Below are 21461 nucleotides of genomic sequence, written 5' to 3'. Positions count from 1 at the left end.
GAGAAGCCCCCACCCGCGCAGGGTGGGGGCTTTGTTGTTGTAGGGTCAACCCCGCACAGTCGACCGGTGAGCGCGTCGAGCGGTACAGCTATCAGGAGGGTCCCAGGTGGAGGTTCAGGAGACGCGCGTGCAGACCGACCGCGTCCTCACCATCCCCAACCTGCTGAGCATCGGCCGGCTGGTCGGCGTTCCCATCTTCCTGTGGCTGATCCTGTGGCCGGTGTTCGGCGGGCCGAACAACGACGGCTGGGCGATCGTCATCCTGATGCTCAGCGGGGTGAGCGACTACCTCGACGGCAAGCTCGCCCGGCGCTGGGGGCAGATCAGCCGGCTCGGGCAGATCCTGGACCCGGCGGCGGACCGGCTCTACGTGCTCTCCACGCTCGTCGGTCTGACCTGGCGGGACATCCTGCCGCTGTGGGTGACGGCGGTCCTGCTGGCGCGCGAGGTGTTCATCGCGTCGCTGCTGCCGATTCTCAACCGGCACGGGTATGGCCCGTTGCAGGTGAGTTTCCTGGGCAAGGCGGCCACGTTCAATCTGATGTATGCGTTTCCGCTTCTGCTGCTGGGCAACGGCGAGAGCTGGCTCGCCACGGTTGCCGAACCGGTCAGTTGGGCATTCATCTGGTGGGGCACGACCCTCTACTGGTGGGCCGGCATCCTCTATGCGGTCCAGGCCAGGCAGCTCGTGCGGGCGGACCGCCCGGCTGTCTGAGTGCTGTTGACAAGATCTTCACGTCCGACTTGCCGCGACACGGTGAGTCGGACGTTTTTATCCGGGTAGAGAAGCCCTTGAACGGTTTGATGGATCTGCAGGGTTCACCACCGCACAAGGAGGACGCACCCGAAATGAAAGCCGTTGTGATGGCGGGTGGCGAGGGCACTCGGCTCCGTCCGATGACGTCGAGCATGCCCAAGCCGCTCCTGCCCGTGGCCAACCGGCCGATCATGGAGCATGTGCTCCGGCTGCTACGGCGGCACGGTCTCACGGACACCGTGGTGACCGTCCAGTTCCTGGCCTCCCTGGTGAAGAACTACTTCGGGGACGGCGAAGACCTGGGGATGAACCTCACCTATGCCAACGAAGAGGTCCCGCTGGGTACCGCGGGCAGTGTGAAGAACGCCGAGGACGCGCTCAAGGACGACTCGTTTCTGGTGATCTCCGGTGACGCCCTCACCGATTTCGATCTTTCCGAGCTCATCGCCTTCCACCGGGAGAAGGGCGCGCTGGTCACGGTGTGCCTGACCCGGGTGCCGAACCCGCTGGAGTTCGGCATCACCATCACCGACGACGAGGGCCGGGTCGAGCGCTTCCTCGAGAAGCCGACCTGGGGCCAGGTCTTCTCCGACACGGTGAACACCGGCATCTACGTGATGGAACCCGAGGTGTTCTCGTACGTCGCGGCCGGCGAGTCGGTCGACTGGTCGAGCGACGTCTTCCCGCAGCTGCTCAAGGAGGGCAAGCCGGTCTACGGCTATATCGCCGAGGGCTACTGGGAGGACGTGGGCACCCACGAGAGCTACCTGAAGGCCCAGGCGGACGTCCTCGAGGGCAAGGTCGAGGTCGAGCTGGACGGCTTCGAGATCTCCCCCGGCGTGTGGGTGGCCGAGGGTGCCGAGGTCGACCCCGAGGCGGTGCTGCGCGGTCCGCTGTACATCGGCGACTACGCCAAGGTCGAGGCCGGCGTGGAGCTGCGCGAGCACACCGTGCTGGGCAGCAACGTGGTCGTCAAGCGCGGTGCCTTCCTGCACAAGGCCGTCATCCACGACAACGTGTACGTCGGCCCGCAGAGCAACCTCCGCGGCTGCGTGATCGGCAAGAACACGGACGTCATGCGGGCGGCCCGGATCGACGAGGGGGCGGTCGTCGGCGACGAGTGCCTGATCGGCGAGGAGTCGCTGCTGGCGGGCAACGTCCGGGTGTACCCGTTCAAGACCATCGAGGCCGGCGCGGTCGTCAACACCTCGGTGATCTGGGAGTCCCGCGGCCAGGAGCACCTCTTCGGTGTCCGCGGCGTCTCCGGCATCCTCAACGTGGAGATCACCCCGGAGCTGGCCGTGCGGCTGGCCGGGGCGTACGCGACCACGCTGAAGAAGGGTGCGACCGTCACCATTGCGCGTGACCACTCGCGTGGTGCCCGGGCACTCAAGCGGGCGATGATCTCGGCGCTGCAGACCAGCGCCATCGACGTCCGCGACCTGGAGAACGTGCCGATGCCGGTCGCCCGGCAGAACACCGCGCGCGGCAGCGCGGGCGGCATCTTCCTGCGGACGACGCCCGGTGTGCCGGACTCGCTGGACATCCTGTTCTTCGATGCGAACGGCGCGGACCTCTCGCAGGCCGGCCAGCGGAAGCTGGACCGTGTCTACGCCCGCCAGGAGTTCCGGCGGGCCTTCCCCGGCGAGATCGGCGACCTGCTGCACCCGTCCAGCGTGTTCGACTCGTACGCGCGGAACCTGCTGCGGGCGGTCGACACCAGCGGGGTGCGCGAGGCGGGCCTGAAGGTCGTCGTGGACGCCGCGCACGGCAGTGCGGGGCTCGTTCTCCCGAGCATCCTCGGCCGGCTCGGCGTGGAGACGCTCACCGTCGACAGCGGCCTGGACGAGGCACGGCCGACCGAGGACGCCGAGGAGCGGCGGGCGGCCCTGGCCAGGCTCGGCGAGCTGGTCTCCTCCTCGCGGGCCGCCTTCGGGGTCCGCTTCGACCCGGTCGGCGAGCGCGTGTCCTTCGTGGACGAGCTCGGCCGGGTCATCCAGGACGACCGGGCGCTGCTGGTGCTGCTCGACCTGGTCGCCGCCGAGCGGCGCAGCGGCCAGGTGGCACTGCCGGTGACGACCACGCGGATCGCCGAACAGGTCGCCGCGTACCACGGCACCCAGGTGACCTGGACGACCACCTCGCCGGACGACCTGGCGAAGGCGGCCGCCGACGAGGGCACGGTCTTCGGCGGCGACGGCCGCGGCGGCTTCGTGGTGCCCGAGTTCAGCGGGGTGCTGGACGGCCCGGCGGCGTTCGTCCGCCTGGTCGGCCTGGTGGCGCGCACCCAGCTCACGCTGAGCCAGATCGATGCGCGCATCCCGCAGGCCCACATCCAGCGGCGCGACATCGCGACGCCGTGGGCGGCCAAGGGCATGGTGATGCGTTCGGTGGTGGAGGCGGCCGGGAACCGGCGGCTGGACACCACGGACGGCGTCCGCGTGGTGGAGGCGGACGGGCGCTGGACGCTCGTCCTGCCGGACCCCGCGGAGGCGGTCACCCACCTGTGGGCGGAGGGCCCGGACGACCAGGCTGCCGAGCAGCTGCTCGACGAGTGGGCGTCCGTGGTGGACTCCGCGGGACGCTAGCAACGCGTCTGCGAAGGCGCAGGGCGCCCCACGAGGGGCGCTGACCACCCGCGCGGTGAAACCGGCCGGGGCGGGGCGGCGAAGGGCCGCCCCACCCCGGCCGGTCACGTTTTCGACCAGCGCCCGGTCACGGTTGGGGTGCCGTTTCGGGCCCTACAACGGGGGCTGTGCGTACGCGGCCCCGGCGACATGGGACGATGGCCTGCATGCCAGCAACGCCGACGCCGAGCGACCGCAACGGACGGTTCAACCGTCCGGACGCCTCGATGTCCCTGCTGACCAATGTGATGGACCACAGTCTGGACGAGGGCTACGCCGAGGCGGCCCGCCGTTCCGAGGGCCCGAGCCGGCTGCCGAGGACCCTGCGGGGCAAGCTCACGCTGGCCGTCGGGCTGGCGCTGGCCGCGACCGTGGTGACCGTGGGCGGGGTGAACACCTTCAAGGCCGAGCCGACGCTCGCCAAGGAGCGGGACGCGCTCGTGCACCGCGTCAACGACTCCACCAGGACCGCCGACGACCTGCAGCGGCAGGTCGAGGACCTGCGGGACCGGGTGGGCCGGGCGCAGCAGGACGCGCTTCCCGTCGGCGGGGACGACCGGCTGGCGCAGCTGGCGGCCCGTACGGGCACCGGGGAGATCAGCGGGCCCGGAGTGAAGCTGGTCATCGAGGACGCGGCGGGCACCGGCGCGGGCGGCTCGGTGAGCAACCCGCGGGAGGCCGAGGGCTTCAGCAACACCGGCCGGCTGCGCGACCGGGACCTGCAGCTCGTGGTGAACGGGCTGTGGCTGTCCGGCGCCGAGGCGATCTCGATCAACGGCCAGCGGCTGACCACCCTGTCGGCGATCCGCGCCGCCGGTGATGCCGTGCTGGTGGACAACCGGCCGCTGGTGCCGCCGTACACCGTGCTCGCGGTCGGCAACGGCGAGCGGTTCGCGGAGACCTTCAGGTCCAGCTCGGCCGGGCGCTACCTCAAGCTGATCGAGGAGAGCTACGGCATCAAGTCCAACCTCTCGGTGCAGAAGAAGATGTCGCTGCCGGCCGCGCTCGGCGTGACCCTGCGGACTGCCCGGCCGCAGAACGCCGAGTCCTCGGCCCCGGCCGGAGCCTCGCCCTCGGGCAGTGCCCCGCCGTCGGCTTCCGCCCCTGCCAGTACTGCCACCAGTTCACCGGCCGGTACGGCCGGAACAGCCACCTCCACCCGGACAGGAGTACCTTCACCGTGATTGCCGTTCTGGGGCTCGTGATCGGCGTCGTCGTCGGCCTCTTCGTCCAGCCAGAGGTGCCCGACGCTGTTGTGCCGTACCTGCCGATCGCGGTGGTGGCGGCGCTGGACGCGGTCTTCGGCGGCGTCCGCGCGATGCTGGACGGGATCTTCAACGACAAGGTGTTCGTTGTCTCGTTCCTGTCGAACGTGGTGGTGGCGGCGTTGATCGTCTTCCTCGGCGACCAGCTCGGTGTGGGGGCGCAGCTCTCCACCGGCGTCGTCGTGGTGCTCGGTATCCGGATCTTCTCCAACGCAGCCGCGATCCGGCGGCATGTGTTCAGGGCGTAAGGAGAACCAGTCGTGGAACAGGACGACAAGCCGAAGGGCCGGCCGGGGCCGCAGGAGCCCGTGCCCGCCGCCGACCACCCTGCTGCCGAGCCGCCGGCTGTCGAGCCGCCGGCCGCCGGGGCGTCTGCCACCGAGCCGTCTACTGGCGAGCCGTCTGCCGTCGAGCCTGCCGAGCCGGTGGCCGAGGAGCCCGCGGTGGAGCCGGCCCCGGAGAAGGCCGCTGCGGCCGGCGCAGCCGCCGAGGAGGCCGTCGGGCCGGGAGAGGACGGGCCGCGCCCGCACACGGCCGGTGCAGGCTCCTCCGAGGACGCCTCCGAGGAGGGGCCGGCCGACGCGGACAGCACGTCCGGCAGTGACACGGCCGCCGACGAGGAGAACCCGGCCGGCGCCGACAGCACGTCCGCCGGTGACACGGCCGCCGGCAGCAACGGTGAGGGCGACTCGCGCCGCAGGCTCAGGGCCGCGGTGTGGCCGCCGCGGATATCGCGCGGGCAGCTGGTCGTGGCCGTGCTGCTCTTCGCGCTGGGCCTCGGCCTGGCGATCCAGGTGCGCTCCACCAACGACCACAACCAGCTGCGCGGCGCCCGCCAGGAGGATCTTGTCCGCATCCTCGACGAACTGGACAGCCGCCAGCAGCGTCTCCAGCAGGAGAGGACGCAGCTCGAGCAGTCCCTGACCCAGTTGGAGAACAGCTCCAACCAGGCGAAGGAGGCTCAGGAGCAGACCAGGAAGAAGGTGACCGAGCTGGGCGTGCTCGCGGGGACCGAGCCGGCAACCGGGCCGGGAATCGTCTTGACGATCAATGATCCCCAGGGGCAGGTGAAGGCGGATATGCTGCTGGACACCCTGCAGGAACTCCGGGCGGCGGGAGCGGAGGCGATTCAGATCAACGATGTGCGTGTGGTGGCCGGCACCTACTTCACCGACGGCCCCGACGGCGGTGTGCAGATCGACGGCAAGAGCGTGTCGCAGCCGTTCCGCTTCACGGTCGTGGGCAACCCGCAGGACCTGACGCCCGCGCTCAACATCCCGGGCGGTGTCGTGCGCACCTTGGAGAAGGAGCAGGCGACCGCCGTCATCACCCAGCAGCAGAAGGTCGTCGTCGACGCGCTCGCCGAGCCCAAGCCGCTGCAGTACGGCAAGCCGGCGGCGAAGTGACGGGTCGACTGTCCTACGGTCCGTCAGGTTTCCGCCACCCCCGGTGGCGGGCCGACGAGGCACCTGAGGCACACTGGGATGTTCCACCCGGGCGGTGCGCTCCGCCGCCTGCTCGGGCCCGGCCGGATGCCGGGCCAGCTGCCTGTCCGAGCCTGTCACCCTGCCCCGCGGGCGGGTCTGTCACACGCAAGGGGATTCGCCCGTGAGTCTGTTCTCGAAGCTGTTCGGCCGCAACAACCGCCAGGATTCGGTCGAGGCGCCCACCGCGCGCCACCGCCGCCCGGGTGAGGAGGCCGCCGTTCCCGGCATGCGGCCCGCGCCCGAGGCGGACCAGTACGCCGAGCGGCCGCTGTTCCGCGACGGCCAGGGCGCAGCTCCGTACGAGGGGAATGCGCAGGGCTACGGCGCGTCGGTTGAAACGGGTGGCGCGCCGCGCATAGGTTTCCCGGCAGCACCCTCAACCTCCGGTGGAGGGTTTACCCCGGACCCCTACGCCGGGCACGTCCAGCAGGGTGTGCCGAGCCAGGAGGCTGTGACGATGGCTGGCACCTCTCCGTGTCCGCGGTGCGGCAACCAGAACCCCCTCACGGCCAGGTTCTGCTCCAACTGCGGCACGGCGCTGCGCCACGCCCCGGTGCCCGAGGGCGCCGCCGAGACCACGTCGACCATCTCGATCTCCGGCATCGAGTCGTACGAGCCCGGTGCCACGTCGACCGGCGCCACCCCGGCGCTGTCGCCCGAGGTGCTGGCCGCGATCGACGCGCTGCCGCCGGGCTCGGCCCTGCTGATCGTGCAGCGCGGCCCGAACTCGGGCAGCCGCTTCCTGCTGGACTCCGACGTGACCACGGCAGGACGCCACCCGCAGGGCGACATCTTCCTGGACGACGTGACGGTCTCGCGCCGGCACGTGGAGTTCAGGCGGCTGCCCGGCGGCGGCTTCTCGGTGGCGGACGTCGGCAGCCTGAACGGCACGTACGTCAACCGGGAGCGGATCGACGAGGTCACGCTCAACAACGGTGACGAGGTCCAGATCGGCAAGTACCGGCTGGTGTTCTTCGCCGGTCACGCCCGGGGGTACTGAAACCGACGTCGGCAGGAGCCCGTGTGACTGCGAATCCTCCCACCACCCTCGGGGCCACCCCCGTGCCCGCCACACGACGTGCGGCCGAGGCACGGGGGAGGGGCGGCGACGAGCTGCTCTCGATCGGCGCCGTGCTGGCCTTCCTCCGGGACGACTTCCCCGAGGTCACCATCTCCAAGATCCGCTTCCTGGAGGCGGAGGGGCTGGTCGACCCGCAGCGCACCCCCTCGGGCTACCGCAAGTTCAGCGCCGGTGACGTCGAGCGCCTGGCGTACGTGCTGCGCATGCAGCGCGACCACTACCTGCCGCTGCGGGTGATCCGCGAACACCTGGACGCGATCGAGCGGGGTGAGTCGCCACCGGCGCTGCCGGCCCCGGAGGCCAGGCCCGGGCCGCTGGAGGAGGCGGACCGCGAGCTCGTCGCCGCGGCCGGGGCGGTCACCGGCGTCCGGCTCGGCCGGGCCGAACTGCTGGCCGCGGCCGAGGCGGAGGAGGCCGAGCTCCTCGAGTGGGAGTCGTACGGCCTGGTGGCGGCGGGTGCCGACGGCGGGTACGACGGCGAGGCGCTGCAGATCGCCCGGCTGGTCGCCGAGCTCGGCCGGTACGGGTTGGAGCCCCGGCACCTGCGGGCGATGAAGGCGGCCGCGGACCGCGAGGTCGCGCTGGTGGACCAGGTCGTGGCGCCGCTGCGGCGGCACCGCAACCCGCAGACCCGGGCGCACGCCGAGACCACCGCCCGGGAGCTGGCGACGCTGTCGGTGCGGCTGCACGCGGCCATGGTGCAGGCGGGGCTGCGGGCCCGGCCGAGCTGACCGCCGGCGCCCCTGCTGCGGGCCGGCCGGGCCGCGACACCCCCGGGGCATGTCGGCTGACCAGCAGGGGAAGGGCTGCGCTTTCCTATCGGCGGCGCGAGCCATAGGGTTGCCAGTGTGAATGAGCTCGACGTCGTGGGTGTCCGGGTGGAGATGCCTTCCAACCAGCCGATCGTGCTGCTGCGGGAGGTCGGGGGAGATCGGTACCTGCCGATCTGGATCGGTCCGGGCGAAGCGACCGCGATCGCCTTCGCGCAGCAGGGCATGACCCCGGTGCGGCCGCTGACGCACGACCTCTTCAAGGACGTGCTCGACGCGCTCGGCCAGCAGCTCACCGAGGTACGGATCAGCGACCTGCGCGAGGGCGTCTTCTACGCCGAGCTGGTCTTCTCCGGCGGTGTCGAGGTGAGCGCGCGCCCCTCGGACGCCATAGCGCTGGCCCTGCGGACCGGGACGCCGATCTACGGCAGCGAGAACGTGCTCGCCGAGGCCGGCATCGCCATCCCGGACGAGCAGGAAGACGAGGTGGAGAAGTTCCGCGAGTTCCTCGACCAGGTCTCGCCCGAGGACTTCGGGGGCGGCCAGCAGTAGCCCCGTGGGCTGCTGGTACCGCCGGGCCGGCGCGCCGTTCGCGGCCGCCGGCCGCGTCGTTTTCCCAGACGTAGTACCGGCCGCGACCCTCTGCAACTCACGCTTTGCAAAAAGTCGCCGTCCTACCCACACTTGGGGCACGAAAAACCACTCTCCGGAGTGACATCCGACCGGAGCCCCGGCGTGGCGATCGTTGACGGGCCTGTGGTGACTGCCTACCGTCAAGGGAGGCTACGGCCGGTCGGCGCCGTCCGGCGTCCGGAGAGCTGCGGGACCGAGTGGACGGAGGCAGGCATGAGCGGTAACGGCGATGAAGCCGCCGCCGGGGGCCTGTGCGCCGTGCACGTGCCGCGGGCCGGCCGCACCCCGGGCCCGCGTTCCTGGGAGGGCCCGGCCGAGCCGGCCGAGGGCGACCGCCCCCGGGTGGGCCGATTCCCGGCCGTCCAGGCCGGCCAGCCCGCGATCGAGCGCATCCCGCCGACCTCGGCCCTGGTCGGCTACCGCGGCCCGACCGCCTGTGCCGCCGCCGGTATCACCTACCGTCAACTCGACTACTGGGCCCGCACAGGGCTGCTCGAGCCGAGCGTCCGCACCGCGTACCCGGCCGGTGCGCAGCGACTGTACAGCTTCCGCGACATCCTGCTGCTGAAGATCGTCAAGCGGCTGCTGGACGCCGGCGTCTCGCTGCAGAACATCCGGGTCGCCGTGGCCCACCTGCAGGTGGCCGAGCCCACCGACCTCACCGGCCTGACCCTGATGTGCGACGGCGCCACCGTCTACGAGTGCACCAGCCCCCAGCAGGTGGTGGACCTGCTCGGCGGCGGCCAGGGCATGTTCGGCATCGCGGTGGGTGCGGTCTGGCAGGAGCTGGAGGCTACCCTCGGCCGACTGCACGCCGAGCGCACCGACACCGGCGAGACCCTGGTCGGCCACGACCCCGCCGACGAGCTCGCCCGCCGCCGCAACCGCGCGGTCTGACGCACCGCCACGCCCGGCCGGCCCGCACCGGGCGGGAACCGCCGCTGCCGTCCGGCGCGTCCCGCCTGATGTGTCGATCAAGGATCTGAAGGCCCTGCGCCGGGCCGCGGCGCGTCTGAAGCGGCCACTGCCCGGGCTCGGCGACCGGAAGGGGCGGCGCCGCTGGTTCCAGGCCGCAGTCGTGTTCAGCGCCGTCGCACTGGCGCCCAGCGCCTGGCTGTGGACGGCCCAGGACGGCCGCGTCCGCACGGTGGCCGACGCACCCTCCGCGCCCGTCGCCGTGGTCTTCGGCGCCGGCCTGTTCGACGGCGAGCCCTCCCCCTACCTCGCCCACCGGCTGGACGCGGCGCTGAGCCTCTATCAGCAGCACAAGGTGCAGGCGATCCTGGTCACCGGCGACAACAGCACCACCGACTACGACGAGACCGACGCCATGCGCGACTATCTCACCGAGCGCGGCGTGCCGGCGCAGCGGGTGGTCGGCGACTACGCGGGCTTCGACACCTGGGACTCCTGCATCCGGGCCCGCCGCATCTTCGGCGTCGACCACGCCCTGCTGGTCAGCCAGGGCTTCCACGTGCGCCGCGCACTGGCCCTGTGCGAGGCCGCCGGCATCGAGTCGCACGCGGTGGCCGTGGACGAGCCGCGCAACTCCACCTGGTACTACGGCGGGCTGCGCGAGATCCCCGGCGCCGGCAAGGCGGCCCTGGACGCCTTGCTGCGCCCCGACCCGACGTTCCTCGGCGAGACCGAGACCGGCGTCGCCCGCGCCCTCGCGGACGCCGCCCGGCCGTAGGACGCGTGGCACGACGCGCTCCCGCCCGCAGCCCTGCGTCCTTGGACGCACCCCGCCTCGAACGAATTGTCAGAGCCGTGCGCGATGATCTCCGTGTGCGGACTGTGCCGAGCATCATCCACCTCGACATGGACGCCTTCTTCGCCGCGGTGGAGCAGGCGGCCAAGCCGAGCCTGCGCGGCAAACCCGTGATCGTCGGCGGGCTCGGCGGCCGCGGGGTCGTCGCCACCGCCTCCTACGAGGCACGGAGGTTCGGCGTGCACTCGGCGATGCCGACGGCCCAGGCCCGCCGCCTCTGCCCGAACGCCGCCTTCCTGTCCGGCCGCTTCGCCGCGTACCGGGAGAACAGCGAGATCGTGATGGGCCTGCTGCGCGAGCGCTCCCCACTGGTCGAGCCGCTCAGCCTGGACGAGGCCTTCGTCGACCTGGAGGCCGGCCCGTACGGCCCCGCGCTGGCCGCGGCCGACCCGGCGGCCGGCGCCCAGCTGGTGCTCGCGGTCGCCGAGGACCTCCGCGCCGACATCCTCGAGCGCACCGGACTGACGGCCTCGGTGGGCGCGGCAGGCTCCAAGCTGATGGCGAAGATCGCCTCCGAGCAGGCCAAGCCCGACGGGCTCGTCCTGGTGGAGATCGGCTCCGAGCGGGCGGTGCTCAGCCCGATGCCCGTCCGAGCCCTGCCGGGGATCGGCCCGGCCACCGAGCAGACGCTGCGCCGGGCCGGGCTGACGACCGTGGCCGACCTCGCCGCGGCGGGGGAGGCGGAGCTCGTCCGGCTGCTCGGCCGCGCGCACGGCACCGGCGTCCACCTGATGGCGACAGGGCTGGACGAGCGGGCGGTGGTGCCGGACCGGGACGCCAAGTCCGTCTCCGTGGAGGACACCTTCGAGGTCGACCTCGCCGACCGGGACCGCATCCTGCACGAGATCGACCAGCTGACCGCGCGCTGCGTCCGGCGGCTGCGGGCGGCCGGCCGCTCGGGCCGCACTGTGGTGCTGAAGGTGCGGCGCTTCGACTTCTCCACGCTCACCCGCTCGGAGACGCTGCGCGCCCCCACCGACGACGAGGCGGTGATCGCCGAGACGGCGCGCCGGCTGGCGCTGCAGGTCGACACCACCGGCGGGGTCCGGCTGCTCGGGGTCGGTGTGTCCCAGCTCGCCGACTACACCCAGGAGGACCTGTTCGCGCAGGCCGCCCAGGCGGCGGAGTCCGAGCGGGCCGTCGAGGCGGAGCGTGCGGCCGAGGCCGAGGCCGAGTGGGGCACGGGGGCGGAGCAGGGCGGGGACGCGGCAGCGGAGGGCGGGGCCGCGTCGGAGCAGACCGGACCGGGGCCGGGCGGCGGGCCGGTGGTGGAGAGCGAGTCGCTGCTGCTGCGGCGCTGGCTGCCCGGCCAGGACGTGGCGCACCGCGAGTTCGGCCCCGGCTGGGTGCAGGGGAGCGGCGTCGGCCGGGTCACCGTTCGCTTCGAGACGCCGTACAGCGCGCCGGGCCGGGTGCGGACCTTCACCGTCGACGACCCCGACCTGCAGCCGTCAGGACCGCTGCCGCTGCGCGAAGCCTGAGCCACCGCCGGGCGACCGGGGCGGCGGCGCCGGGGGAGGAATGCCGAGCGGCCCCGCACCGTCCCAGGTGCGGGGCCGCTCGGCGGGGCCGGGCCGTGTCCGTGGTCGCGATGCCCACAACCTCCCACGGGGGTCCGGCCCCCTCGCGCCCTGTCCCCTGGCGCGAGGAGACGCCTCGTCAGGCGTCGGTCTTGGCCAGCTCGGGGCTGGGGGCGGCCGCGGTGCCGGCGGCCGGGGCCGGCGAGGCGGCCGGCTTGATCCGGCGGATGGCGAACGGCACCAGGCCGGCCACGACGCAGACCACGGCGGCGGTCCAGTAGGCGTGCTCGTAGGCGTCCAGCGTCGGCAGGGCGACCGGGATCGGCAGCTTCATGGTGTCGCCGGTGAGGATCGCGGCCATGACGGCGGTGCCGATGGCGCCGCCGACGGTGCGCAGCACCGCGTTCATGCCGTTGGCGATGCCGCTCTGCTCGGCCGGGACGGCGCCGTTGATGTAGGCCGGCATGGCGGCGTAGGCGAGGCCGACGCCGAGGCCGAAGACGGCGGAGGCCAGGTAGATGTCGATCTCGTGGCTGTGCCGGACGCCGAGGTAGGCCATGGCGATCGCGCCGAGGATGCCGCCGGCGACGAGGGGCAGGCGCGGGCCGCGGCGGGCGATCATCAGGGCGCCCAGCGGGGCGGCGACCATCGAGCCGAGCGCGGACGGCAGCAGCATCACGCCGGCGTGCAGCACGGTGGCGGTGAAGCCGTAGTGGGCGAGCTTCTCGGGGGTCTGCGCGAAGTTGCTGATGACCATGAAGGAGCCGTACATCCCGAAGCCCATGAGCAGGCCGGAGATGTTGGTGAAGGCGACGGCCGGGCGGGACATCATCTTCATGTCGACCAGCGGGTGGCTGACCTTGGCCTCGATGAGGATCCAGACGAGGGCGACCACGGCGGCGACGGCGAACAGGCCGAGGGTGCGGTTTGAGGTCCAGCCCCAGTTGTTGCCCTGGCTGACGGCGATCAGCAGGGCGGAGAGCCAGCCGGCCAGGGTGAGGGCGCCGAGCGGGTCCGCGCCGCCGTCCTTGTCGACGACCGGGTCCTTGGGCACCCGCAGGGCGACCAGCGCGACGGCGAGCAGGCCGAAGGCCAGGCCCATCCAGAAGATCGACTTGTAGCTCCAGTGCTCCAGCAGGAGGCCGGTGGCGACCAGGCCGAGGCCGCTGCCGACGCCCATGGAGGCGCTGATGGCGGCGACGCCGCCGGTGACCTTGGCCTTGGGCAGCTCGTCGCGGACGATGCTGATCGCGAGCGGCAGCACGCCACCGCCGGCGCCCTGCAGGACGCGGGCGACGACCAGCCAGGTGAAGGAGTGCGTGCCCACCGCGAGGGCGGAGCCGGCGACCAGGCCGGCGAGCGAGACCAGCAGCATCGGCTTGCGGCCGCGCAGGTCGCCGAACCGGCCGAGCAGCGGGGTGAGGACGGCTGCGGACAGCAGGTTGGCGGTCATCAGCCAGGTGATGCTGGAGCCGGAGACGTCCAGCTCCTTGGCCAGCGACGGCAGGATCGGCACGACCGCGGTCTGCACCACGCTGAACGCCAGCATGGCCAGCACGAGCGCGGGGAGCACCCGCGCACTGCTCGGCCGGTCTGCCGTGGTGGCGGGCTGTGGGGCCTCACTCACGGTGGGTTCCTCCCGTTTTGGTACTGCCCGGAGCCCGGTCAAGTGCTTCAGGCGAGAGATAGTGAATCAGCTGAAGTAACGATGCAGGCTGATACTTCAATGTGTCAAATATCGATTGGTGAAGCTTTGGCAAAGTGAAGGCCCCGGTCCGCATCGGCGGACCGGGGCCTTCACCCGGCGAACGGGCGACGCCCGCCCGTGCTCAGATGTGCCGCAGCGGCTCCGGCTGGGGCCCGGCCGTGCGGGCCGCCACCTGCGCGGGCGCCGGACCCGCCGGGTGGGGGCCGGTGTGCACGGCCGCCGGCGCCGGACCGTCGGCCGCGGCCGCCCGGTCGGCCGGCAGCGGCCCGTACGGCTGGTGCGCCGTCTCGTCGTGCACCTCCACGTGCTCGCGCCGCAGCTCCTCGCGGACGAGCTCCTCCTCGGTGTACCGCTCGACCACCAGGCGGACCCGCTCGACCGGCGCCAGGTACTTGCGTACCACCGGCCGCTCCTCGCGCAGGGTCACCTCCTCCATCGCCTCGGCGATCTCCTGCTCGGTCAGCACGGCCCGCTCGGCGTCGGTCACCGGCACCCGCTCCACCCGGACGCGCTCGCGCACCACCGGCACCCGCCGCTCCACGGCCTCCGAGGTCACGTACTTGCGCAGCCGCGCGGTGCCCAGCACGTGCCACTCGGTGCTGATGTCCAGGCGCTCCTCGCGGCAGGTGATCTCCACCGGCCCGCGCGGCCCGGCGTCGCCGTCGGCGTGCTGCCCGCCGGGGTGCTGCCCCTCGACGGACGGCACCCGGTGCGGTGCGGCGGACGGCGCGACCAGCGGGCGGACGTTGCCGCCGGCCGGCACCGCCTGGAGCCGCATCGTGTTGTCGTGCGCCTCCGGGCGGTGGTGGCCGTCGTGCGGCTCGGCGCGGTCGTGCCGGGTGCCGGGCCCGCCGTCCGGCTGCCGGGCGTGGCCGTGGCCGTTCGCGGCGGCCGGCCCGGCAGCCGGGGCGGCCGCCGGGCCGGGGGAGCCGTTGGCCACCGACCCGAAGTCGGCGTCCCGGCTGCGCCCGGCCGGGGCGGCTGCGGGTGCCTCCGCGGTCGGGCGGCCGGTGCCCGAGGTGTCCAGACCGTAGTAGCGGTAGAGCTGCAACTCCTGGGCCGGTGAGAGGTGCTGGCCCACGCCGAAGTCCGGGGACTCCTTGATCAGCGACTTGTCGTACGGGACCCGCAGCTCCTCGCCGGAGAACTCGCTGGTGGTCAGCGGGACGAAGGCGTCCCGGCCGAAGATCCCGGTGCGCACCGCGGCCCACTCGGGCTCGCCGGTTGCGTCGTCGAGATAGACCTCGTCGACCGTGCCGATCTTGTCACCGTTCCGGTCGACCGCCTTGTGCCCGATCAGGTCTCGCGGATCGATATCGGTCTGCACGCTGTCCTCCAGTGCAACTGCTCCTGTGGTACTCGGAAGTGGGGTCACCTGGAGGAGCTGGCCAGACGCCATCTCACACAAAACGCCATGGACCGGACAGCGGCGAGCCGGGCGGGGCCGTCCGGGCCGGTGATCGGCCGTCCGGGGGAACGCGGCGCGTGGGACGCCGGTCACAGCACCCGTCATCGACGGGTGTCCCGCTGGTACCCTGGGCGGCGACCGCCGAACCCGCGCGGGAGAGTCCCCGACCCTGCTGAGCTGGGGCAAGGGGCGCCGAAGGAGCAACTCCTCCCCGGAATCTCTCAGGCATCCGTACCGCACGGGACAGGTCACTCTGGAAAGCAGGGCAGGGCCGTCGGCACAGGAGCCGCCGGTGACCACCCTCACCGACGGTGCAAGCCGAAAAGATGCCCCAGGGCGTCGGGGCGGCGAAGCTCTCAGGTACCGATGACAGAGGGGGAGGCCTGACGGGTTCGTGCGTCCTCGGCTCCCCACGGCGGCCGACCGGCGTGCGTACCCCCGCCGGTCCGTGACCAGGAGGCCTCGACCCCCATGAACGCCCAGCCGAACCTCACCGAGCTCGAGCAGGCCAGCCCCTTCGAGACCCGCCACATCGGCCCCGACGCGGCCGCCCAGGCGAAGATGCTGGCCCAGGTGGGCTACGCCTCCCTGGACGAGCTGTCCGACGCGGCCGTGCCCGAGGCCATCCGCAGCCTGACCGCGCTGGGCCTGCCCGCCGGTCGCAGCGAGGCCCAGGTGCTCGCCGAGCTGCGCGAGCTGGCCGGGCGCAACCAGGTCGCCACCTCCATGATCGGCCTCGGCTACTACGGCACCTTCACCCCGCCGGTGATCCTGCGCAACGTGCTGGAGAACCCGGCCTGGTACACCGCCTACACCCCGTACCAGCCGGAGATCTCGCAGGGCCGCCTCGAGGCGCTGCTGAACTTCCAGACCCTGGTCTCCGACCTGACCGGCCTCGCCACCTCCGGCTCCTCCCTGCTCGACGAGGGCACCGCGGCCGCCGAGGCGATGGCCCTGGCCCGCCGCGTCACCAAGGTCAAGGGCGGCGTCTTCCTGATCGACGCCGACACCCTGCCGCAGACCGTCGCCGTGATCGAGACCCGCGCCGTGCCGACCGGCGTCGAGGTCGTCGTCGCCGACCTGTCCGAGGGCATCCCGGCCGAGATCGCCGAGCGCGGCGTCTTCGGCGTGCTGCTCCAGTACCCGGGTGCCTCCGGCGTCGTCCGCGACCTCGCCCCGGTCATCGAGCAGGCGCACGGCCTCGGCGCGGTCGTCGCGGTCGCCGCCGACCTGCTCGCCCTCACCCTGCTCAAGTCCCCGGGCTCGCTCGGCGCCGACATCGCCTGCGGCACCTCGCAGCGCTTCGGCGTCCCGATGGGCTTCGGCGGCCCGCACGCCGGCTACCTCGCCGTCCGCGCCGAGTACGCCCGCAACCTGCCCGGCCGCCTGGTCGGCGTCTCCGTCGACTCCGACGGCAACCGCGCCTACCGCCTCGCCCTGCAGACCCGCGAGCAGCACATCCGCCGCGAGAAGGCCACCAGCAACATCTGCACCGCCCAGGTGCTGCTCGCCGTGATGGCCTCCATGTACGCCGTCTACCACGGCCCCGACGGCCTGGCCGCGATCGCCCGCCGCACCCACCGCTACGCCGCGGCGCTCGCCGAGGGCCTGCGCGCCGACGGCGTCGAGCTGGTGCACGGCGCGTTCTTCGACACCGTCACCGCCCGCGTCCCGCAGCGCGCCGACGAGGTCGTCGCCGCCGCGCTCGCCGCGAACATCAACATCTTCAAGGTCGACGCCGACACCGTCTCGATCTCCTGCGACGAGACCACCACCCGCGAGCACGTCGCCGCCCTCTGGGCCGCCTTCGGCGTCACCGGCGCCGAGCTGGCCGAGACCGCCGACGCGCTGCCGGCCGCCCTGCTGCGCGAGGACGAGTACCTCACCCACCCGGTCTTCCACAGCCACCGCTCCGAGACCGCCATGCTGCGCTACCTGCGCCGCCTGTCGGACCGCGACTACGCGCTGGACCGCGGCATGATCCCGCTGGGCTCCTGCACCATGAAGCTCAACGCGACCACCGAGATGGAGCCGGTGACCTGGCCGGAGTTCGGCCAGCTGCACCCCTTCGCCCCGGCCGACCAGGTGCAGGGCTTCCTCAGCCTGATCCACGGCCTGGAGCAGCAGCTCGTCGAGGTGACCGGCTACGACGCGGTCTCCATCCAGCCGAACGCCGGCTCCCAGGGCGAGCTGGCCGGCCTGCTGGCCGTCCGCGCCTACCACCACGCCAACGGCGACACCCAGCGCGACGTCTGCCTCATCCCGTCCTCCGCGCACGGCACCAACGCCGCCTCCGCGGTGATGGCCGGCATGCGCGTCGTCGTGGTCAAGACCCTCACCGACGGCGACGTCGACGTCGAGGACCTCAAGGCCAAGATCCAGCAGCACCGCGACCAGCTGTCCGTGCTGATGGTCACCTACCCGTCCACCCACGGCGTGTTCGAGACCGAGATCACCACCATCTGCGAGCTGGTGCACGAGGCCGGCGGCCAGGTGTACGTCGACGGCGCCAACCTCAACGCGCTGGTCGGCCTTGCCAAGCCGGGCAAGTTCGGTGCCGACGTCTCGCACCTGAACCTGCACAAGACCTTCTGCATCCCGCACGGCGGCGGCGGTCCGGGCGTCGGCCCGGTCGCGGTCCGCGAGCACCTCGCGCCGTACCTGCCGAACCACCCGCTGCAGGAGGAGGCCGGCCCGGCCACCGGCGTCGGCCCGATCTCGGCCGCCCCGTGGGGCTCGGCGGCGATCCTGCCGATCTCCTGGGCGTACGTCCGCCTGATGGGCGGCGAGGGCCTCAAGCGCGCCACCCAGGTGGCCGTGCTGAACGCCAACTACATCGCCAAGCGGCTCGCCCCGCACTTCCCGGTGCTCTACACCGGCCCCGGCGGCCTGGTCGCGCACGAGTGCATCATCGACCTGCGCCCGCTCACCAAGGAGACCGGCGTCACCGTCGACGACATCGCCAAGCGCCTGATCGACTACGGTTTCCACGCCCCGACCATGTCCTTCCCGGTGGCCGGCACGCTGATGATCGAGCCCACCGAGTCCGAGGACCTGCACGAGATCGACCGCTTCTGCGAGGCGATGATCGAGATCCGCGCGGAGATCGACAAGGTCGGCTCCGGCGAGTGGCCCGCCGAGGACAACCCGCTGCGCAACGCCCCGCACACCGCCGCCAACCTGGCCGGCGACTGGCAGCACGCGTACACCCGCGAGGAGGCCGTCTTCCCGGCCGGCGTGAACCCCGCGGACAAGTACTGGCCGCCGGTGAGCCGCATCGACGGTGCGTACGGCGACCGCAACCTGGTCTGCTCCTGCCCGCCGCTGGACGAGTACGGCAACTGAACCGGTAGCGCATGACGGCGAGGGCCCCGGAGGAAGCTTCCTCCGGGGCCTCGCGGCGTTCGGGACGGCCTGGCGGCCGTCGGGCGGCTGTTGCTTGCCGGGCGGTTGCGCTTGTCCGTCAGGCTGCCACGGCGAGCGGCCGCCGCGGGGCGATCACCCGGCCGTCGGGCAGCAGTTCACCGGTGTCCTCGAAGAGGAGGACGCCGTTGCAGAGCAGGCTCCAGCCCTGCTCGGGGTGGCGGGCCACCGGGACGGCCGCTTCGCGGTCGGCCGACTCTGCCGAAGGGCACTCAGGACGGTGCTGGCACATAGCTCGTACCCTCGCTTCGCTCGCGATCCTCCCCGCCGCACGGCACCCCCGTGGCGCGCCGCCCTGCCGGCGGATCGTCCTCTTCGCCGGCCCAGGTGTGAACCGGCGCTCCAGTGGGTAGGACAACCGCCCACTTGTGCTGGTTCCCAGTGTCGGCATCCCGCGGCCTTCCCGCAGCCGTTTCGTGACATGCGCCACAACTCCTTGCCCGAGATCACCCGTTCAGGCGGCCGAGCAGCGCGGGAACGACGAAACGGGCCACCGGTGACCTGACCCCAATGGGTCAGACCCGATGGCCCGTCCGGGCGAGTCGACGCGTCGGCCCCGGCAGGGCCGCGGCGCGTCAGCCCTGGCTGAGCAGGACCGCGGTGCCGCCGAGCGGCGGGCGCTCCAGGGCCGCCAGCAGCTCGGCCGCGTGGTAGATCCGGTGCGCCGTCACGCCCAGCGGCGCGGGGGAGAGCGGGATCAGCAGGTCGTCCCCGCCGTCCGGCGCCGAACCGTTCAGCCACAGGGCGGTGGCGTAGTGGCCGGGCATCGACAGCAGCCGCGGCAGGCGGACGGTGCGCGAGCCCTGTGCCAGCTGCCAGGCCTGCCGCAGCGCCTGCACCGTGGAGTCGAGGTAGGGGCCGGCCGCGAAGTGCGAGAAGGTGTGCCCGCCCGCCGTCTCGGCGACCTCCGCCGCGGCGACCACACCACCGGTGCCGTGCTTGATGAGGAACCGCCAGCCGGTGCGCCGCGCCGTGCCGAGCGCGGACCCCTCCAGTACGTAGACGGCCAGCGGATGCGCGGGCAGCAGCGGGCCGGGGGTATGGCGCAGCGCGGCTGCGGCCGGCTTGCTCAGCGCGCTCTCGTCGTCGAGGGCGGCCAGCACGGCGCGCAGGGCGCTGGGCGGTGGCTGAGGGGTCTGCAGAGTCATGGCGGGTCGCCTCTCCGTGCGAGATCGGCGTGCGAGTGCGGCATACCGGCGTGGCGGGACCTGGGCCGTGTCCGGTTGGGCATGATCGCGGTGCGGGCGCGGGAACCACGCGAGCACGAGGTTGTCGTGCGACGGGAAACCGGCCGGGAGCGCAGTGCGAATTCTACTCGAACAGGTGCGCAGGGTGACCTTCTTATCACGTTCGGTGTGGTGCGGCAAGTCCGATCAGAGCTGACGGTCCGTCAGATTCGGGCGTCGCCACCGCGTTCGGGACGCCGGGCTATCGATCTTCCGGATGGGCATGATGCATGCACGGTCGACCTAGGGGAGGAGGACGCTCATGGGCGAGAAGGTCGCTGCCACTCGCGCTGAACTGTCCGACCGGCAGCTGTACCGCCGCAAGCTCCAGTCCTGTCTGGACGTGCTCGAGCGGATGCTGCGCGAGGGACGCTTCGACCGCCCCAGAGCGATGATGGGCCTGGAGATCGAGCTCAACCTGGCCGACGAGCAGGGCATGCCGGTGATGCGCAACGCGCAGGTCCTGCAGTCCATCGCCTCGGCCGACTTCCAGACCGAGCTGGGCCGCTTCAACATCGAGGTCAACGTGGCCCCGCGGCGGCTCGGCGGGCACGTCCTGGAGGAGCTCCGCGAGGAGGTCGACACCTGCCTGCGGTACGCCGACCGGCAGGCCGCCGAGGCCGGCGCCCGGATCGTCATGGTCGGCATCCTGCCGACCCTCGACGTGGACCACACCGGCCTGGACGCCATGTCGCACAACAACCGCTACAGCCTGCTCAGCGACCAGATACTGGCCGCGCGCGGCGAGGACATCGCGCTCGACATCGACGGCGTCGAGCACCTCGCCGTCGAATCCGTCTCGATGGTCGCCGAGGCCGCCGCCACCTCGCTCCAACTGCACCTGCAGGTCACCCCGGAGAAGTTCGCACCCGTCTGGAACGCCGCCCAGGCGATCTCCGCCAGCCAGGTCGCGCTCGGCGCCAACTCGCCGTTCCTGTTCGGCCGCGAACTGTGGCGCGAGACCCGCCCTGTGCTCTTCCAGCAGGCCTGCGACACCCGATCGGCGGAGCTCAAGGCCCAGGGCGTGCGCCCCATCACCTGGTTCGGGGAGCGCTGGGTCGACTCCGCGCTGGACCTCTTCGCCGAGAACCTGCGCTACTTCCCGGCCCTGCTGCCGATCTGCGACGACGAGGACCCGGTCAAGGTGCTCGCCTCCGGTGGCATCCCCAAACTCGCCGAGATGCGGCTCCACAACGGCACCATCTACCGCTGGAACCGCCCGGTGTACGACGTCGCCGACGGCGTCGCCCACCTGCGGGTGGAGAACCGCTGCCTGCCCGCCGGGCCCACCGTCAGCGACGTCCTCGCCAACGCCGCCTACTACTACGGACTCGTCCGCGTCCTGGCCGAACAGTCCAGGCCGGTCTGGACGAGGCTGCCCTTCGAACGCGCCGACGAGAACTTCCACACCGCCGCCCGGCACGGCATCGATGCCGTCCTGCACTGGCCACGGCACGGCCGGGCCGGCCGCGGCGGCACCGCACCCGTCCCCGTCACCGAACTGGTCCTGAACGAACTGCTCCCGCTGGCCCACCAGGGTCTCGACGAATGGGGCGTCGAACCCGCCGACCGCGACCGCTACCTCGGCATCATCGAACAGCGCTGCCTGCGCCGCACCAACGGCGCCTCCTGGCAGGCCGCCACCGTGCATCGGCTGCGCGAGCACTTCGGCATGGACCGCACCGCCGCCATCGCCGCCATGACCAGGAGGTACGTCGAGTACATGCGCACCGGGGAGCCCGTGCACACCTGGCCGGTCGGCTGACCGGGCCGCCACCCCGGCGC

General features: G+C 72.4%; 17 protein-coding genes and 2 riboswitches. Of the genes, 13 read left to right on the top strand and 4 right to left on the bottom strand.

Going from position 1 to position 21461, the window contains the following annotated elements; translation table 11 throughout:
• Positions 1-106 precede the first annotated feature (106 nt).
• From ACQ614_RS07135 to ACQ614_RS07085, 11 genes are all read left to right on the top strand, one after another.
• Positions 107-715, top strand: coding sequence for a CDP-alcohol phosphatidyltransferase family protein (locus ACQ614_RS07135; protein WP_431677518.1), 609 nt, complete (start codon positions 107-109; stop codon positions 713-715).
• Between the two features lie 134 nt (positions 716-849).
• Positions 850-3345, top strand: a complete 2496-nt coding sequence (locus tag ACQ614_RS07130; RefSeq protein ID WP_431677516.1) for a sugar phosphate nucleotidyltransferase — start codon at positions 850-852, stop codon at positions 3343-3345.
• A 197-nt stretch (positions 3346-3542) separates the two neighbouring features.
• Positions 3543-4568, top strand: a complete 1026-nt coding sequence (locus ACQ614_RS07125; RefSeq protein ID WP_431677514.1) for a DUF881 domain-containing protein — start codon at positions 3543-3545, stop codon at positions 4566-4568.
• Complete coding sequence (locus tag ACQ614_RS07120) at positions 4565-4897, top strand: small basic family protein (RefSeq protein ID WP_030269510.1); 333 nt, start codon at positions 4565-4567, stop codon at positions 4895-4897. Before ACQ614_RS07125 ends, ACQ614_RS07120 begins: the two co-directional genes overlap by 4 nt.
• A gap of 12 nt (positions 4898-4909) precedes the next feature.
• Positions 4910-6055 carry a DUF881 domain-containing protein gene (locus tag ACQ614_RS07115; protein ID WP_431677512.1) on the top strand — a complete coding sequence of 382 codons (1146 nt, stop codon included), beginning with the start codon at positions 4910-4912 and terminating at the stop codon, positions 6053-6055.
• Between the two features lie 202 nt (positions 6056-6257).
• Positions 6258-7136 (top strand): FHA domain-containing protein, encoded by an 879-nt coding sequence (locus ACQ614_RS07110; RefSeq protein WP_363492026.1) that lies wholly within the window; start codon positions 6258-6260, stop codon positions 7134-7136.
• A gap of 62 nt (positions 7137-7198) precedes the next feature.
• A complete protein-coding gene (gene ftsR, locus ACQ614_RS07105) occupies positions 7199-7948 on the top strand; it encodes a transcriptional regulator FtsR (RefSeq protein WP_431683847.1) in 750 nt (249 codons plus the stop codon).
• Between the two features lie 117 nt (positions 7949-8065).
• On the top strand, positions 8066-8539 hold the full coding sequence (locus ACQ614_RS07100; RefSeq protein ID WP_263106328.1) for a bifunctional nuclease family protein: 474 nt from the start codon (positions 8066-8068) through the stop codon (positions 8537-8539).
• A gap of 294 nt (positions 8540-8833) precedes the next feature.
• Positions 8834-9517: a MerR family transcriptional regulator gene (locus ACQ614_RS07095; RefSeq protein WP_431677509.1), complete on the top strand. Its 684-nt coding sequence runs from the start codon at positions 8834-8836 to the stop codon at positions 9515-9517.
• 94 nt (positions 9518-9611) lie between these two features.
• Positions 9612-10313, top strand: a complete 702-nt coding sequence (locus ACQ614_RS07090; RefSeq protein WP_431683846.1) for a SanA/YdcF family protein — start codon at positions 9612-9614, stop codon at positions 10311-10313.
• 95 nt (positions 10314-10408) lie between these two features.
• Entirely contained in the window at positions 10409-11872 is a 1464-nt protein-coding gene (locus ACQ614_RS07085) for a DNA polymerase IV (protein WP_431677507.1), read from the top strand.
• 178 nt (positions 11873-12050) lie between these two features.
• Here the strand turns inward: ACQ614_RS07085 and ACQ614_RS07080 are convergent, their stop codons facing one another.
• Together ACQ614_RS07080 and ACQ614_RS07075 are read right to left on the bottom strand one after the other, a co-directional pair.
• The gene (locus ACQ614_RS07080; protein WP_431677505.1) at positions 12051-13538 is read right to left on the bottom strand and encodes an MFS transporter; all 1488 of its coding nucleotides are present in this window, start codon (positions 13536-13538) and stop codon (positions 12051-12053) included.
• Between the two features lie 202 nt (positions 13539-13740).
• Entirely contained in the window at positions 13741-14946 is a 1206-nt protein-coding gene (locus ACQ614_RS07075) for a DUF2382 domain-containing protein (protein ID WP_431677503.1), read from the bottom strand.
• Positions 14947-15169: 223 nt separating this feature from the next.
• A riboswitch (glycine riboswitch) is annotated at positions 15170-15274 on the top strand.
• Position 15275: 1 nt separating this feature from the next.
• Positions 15276-15407: riboswitch (glycine riboswitch) on the top strand.
• Positions 15408-15498: 91 nt separating this feature from the next.
• On the opposite strand from ACQ614_RS07075, the gene gcvP reads away from it, so the two are divergent.
• Positions 15499-18372, top strand: a complete 2874-nt coding sequence (gene gcvP, locus ACQ614_RS07070; RefSeq protein ID WP_431677501.1) for an aminomethyl-transferring glycine dehydrogenase — start codon at positions 15499-15501, stop codon at positions 18370-18372.
• A 118-nt stretch (positions 18373-18490) separates the two neighbouring features.
• Here the strand turns inward: gcvP and ACQ614_RS07065 are convergent, their stop codons facing one another.
• Both ACQ614_RS07065 and ACQ614_RS07060 read right to left on the bottom strand, forming a co-directional pair.
• Positions 18491-18682 (bottom strand): DUF5999 family protein, encoded by a 192-nt coding sequence (locus ACQ614_RS07065; protein ID WP_095876357.1) that lies wholly within the window; start codon positions 18680-18682, stop codon positions 18491-18493.
• Positions 18683-19025: 343 nt separating this feature from the next.
• A complete protein-coding gene (locus ACQ614_RS07060; RefSeq protein WP_431677499.1) occupies positions 19026-19598 on the bottom strand; it encodes a hypothetical protein in 573 nt (190 codons plus the stop codon).
• A 340-nt stretch (positions 19599-19938) separates the two neighbouring features.
• Between ACQ614_RS07060 and ACQ614_RS07055 the strand changes: the two genes are divergently transcribed.
• On the top strand, positions 19939-21441 hold the full coding sequence (locus ACQ614_RS07055) for a glutamate--cysteine ligase (RefSeq protein WP_363492018.1): 1503 nt from the start codon (positions 19939-19941) through the stop codon (positions 21439-21441).
• The last annotated feature ends 20 nt before the right edge of the window (positions 21442-21461 follow it).

This window comes from Kitasatospora dryopteridis, from assembly GCF_050749075.1.
Classification (GTDB): domain Bacteria; phylum Actinomycetota; class Actinomycetes; order Streptomycetales; family Streptomycetaceae; genus Kitasatospora.
This window is presented reverse-complemented; position numbering and strand designations above follow the sequence as displayed.

Excerpts from the sequence above, each read along its gene's own strand:
- ACQ614_RS07130 (WP_431677516.1), top strand. The coding sequence starts at position 850 with ATGAAAGCCGTTGTGATGGCGGGTGGCGAGGGCACTCGGCTCCGTCCG.
- ACQ614_RS07125 (WP_431677514.1), top strand. The coding sequence starts at position 3,543 with ATGGCCTGCATGCCAGCAACGCCGACGCCGAGCGACCGCAACGGACGG.
- ACQ614_RS07095 (WP_431677509.1), top strand. The coding sequence starts at position 8,834 with ATGAGCGGTAACGGCGATGAAGCCGCCGCCGGGGGCCTGTGCGCCGTG.
- gcvP (WP_431677501.1), top strand. The coding sequence starts at position 15,499 with ATGAACGCCCAGCCGAACCTCACCGAGCTCGAGCAGGCCAGCCCCTTC.
- ACQ614_RS07065 (WP_095876357.1), bottom strand. The coding sequence starts at position 18,682 with ATGTGCCAGCACCGTCCTGAGTGCCCTTCGGCAGAGTCGGCCGACCGC.
- ACQ614_RS07060 (WP_431677499.1), bottom strand. The coding sequence starts at position 19,598 with ATGACTCTGCAGACCCCTCAGCCACCGCCCAGCGCCCTGCGCGCCGTG.
- ACQ614_RS07055 (WP_363492018.1), top strand. The coding sequence starts at position 19,939 with ATGGGCGAGAAGGTCGCTGCCACTCGCGCTGAACTGTCCGACCGGCAG.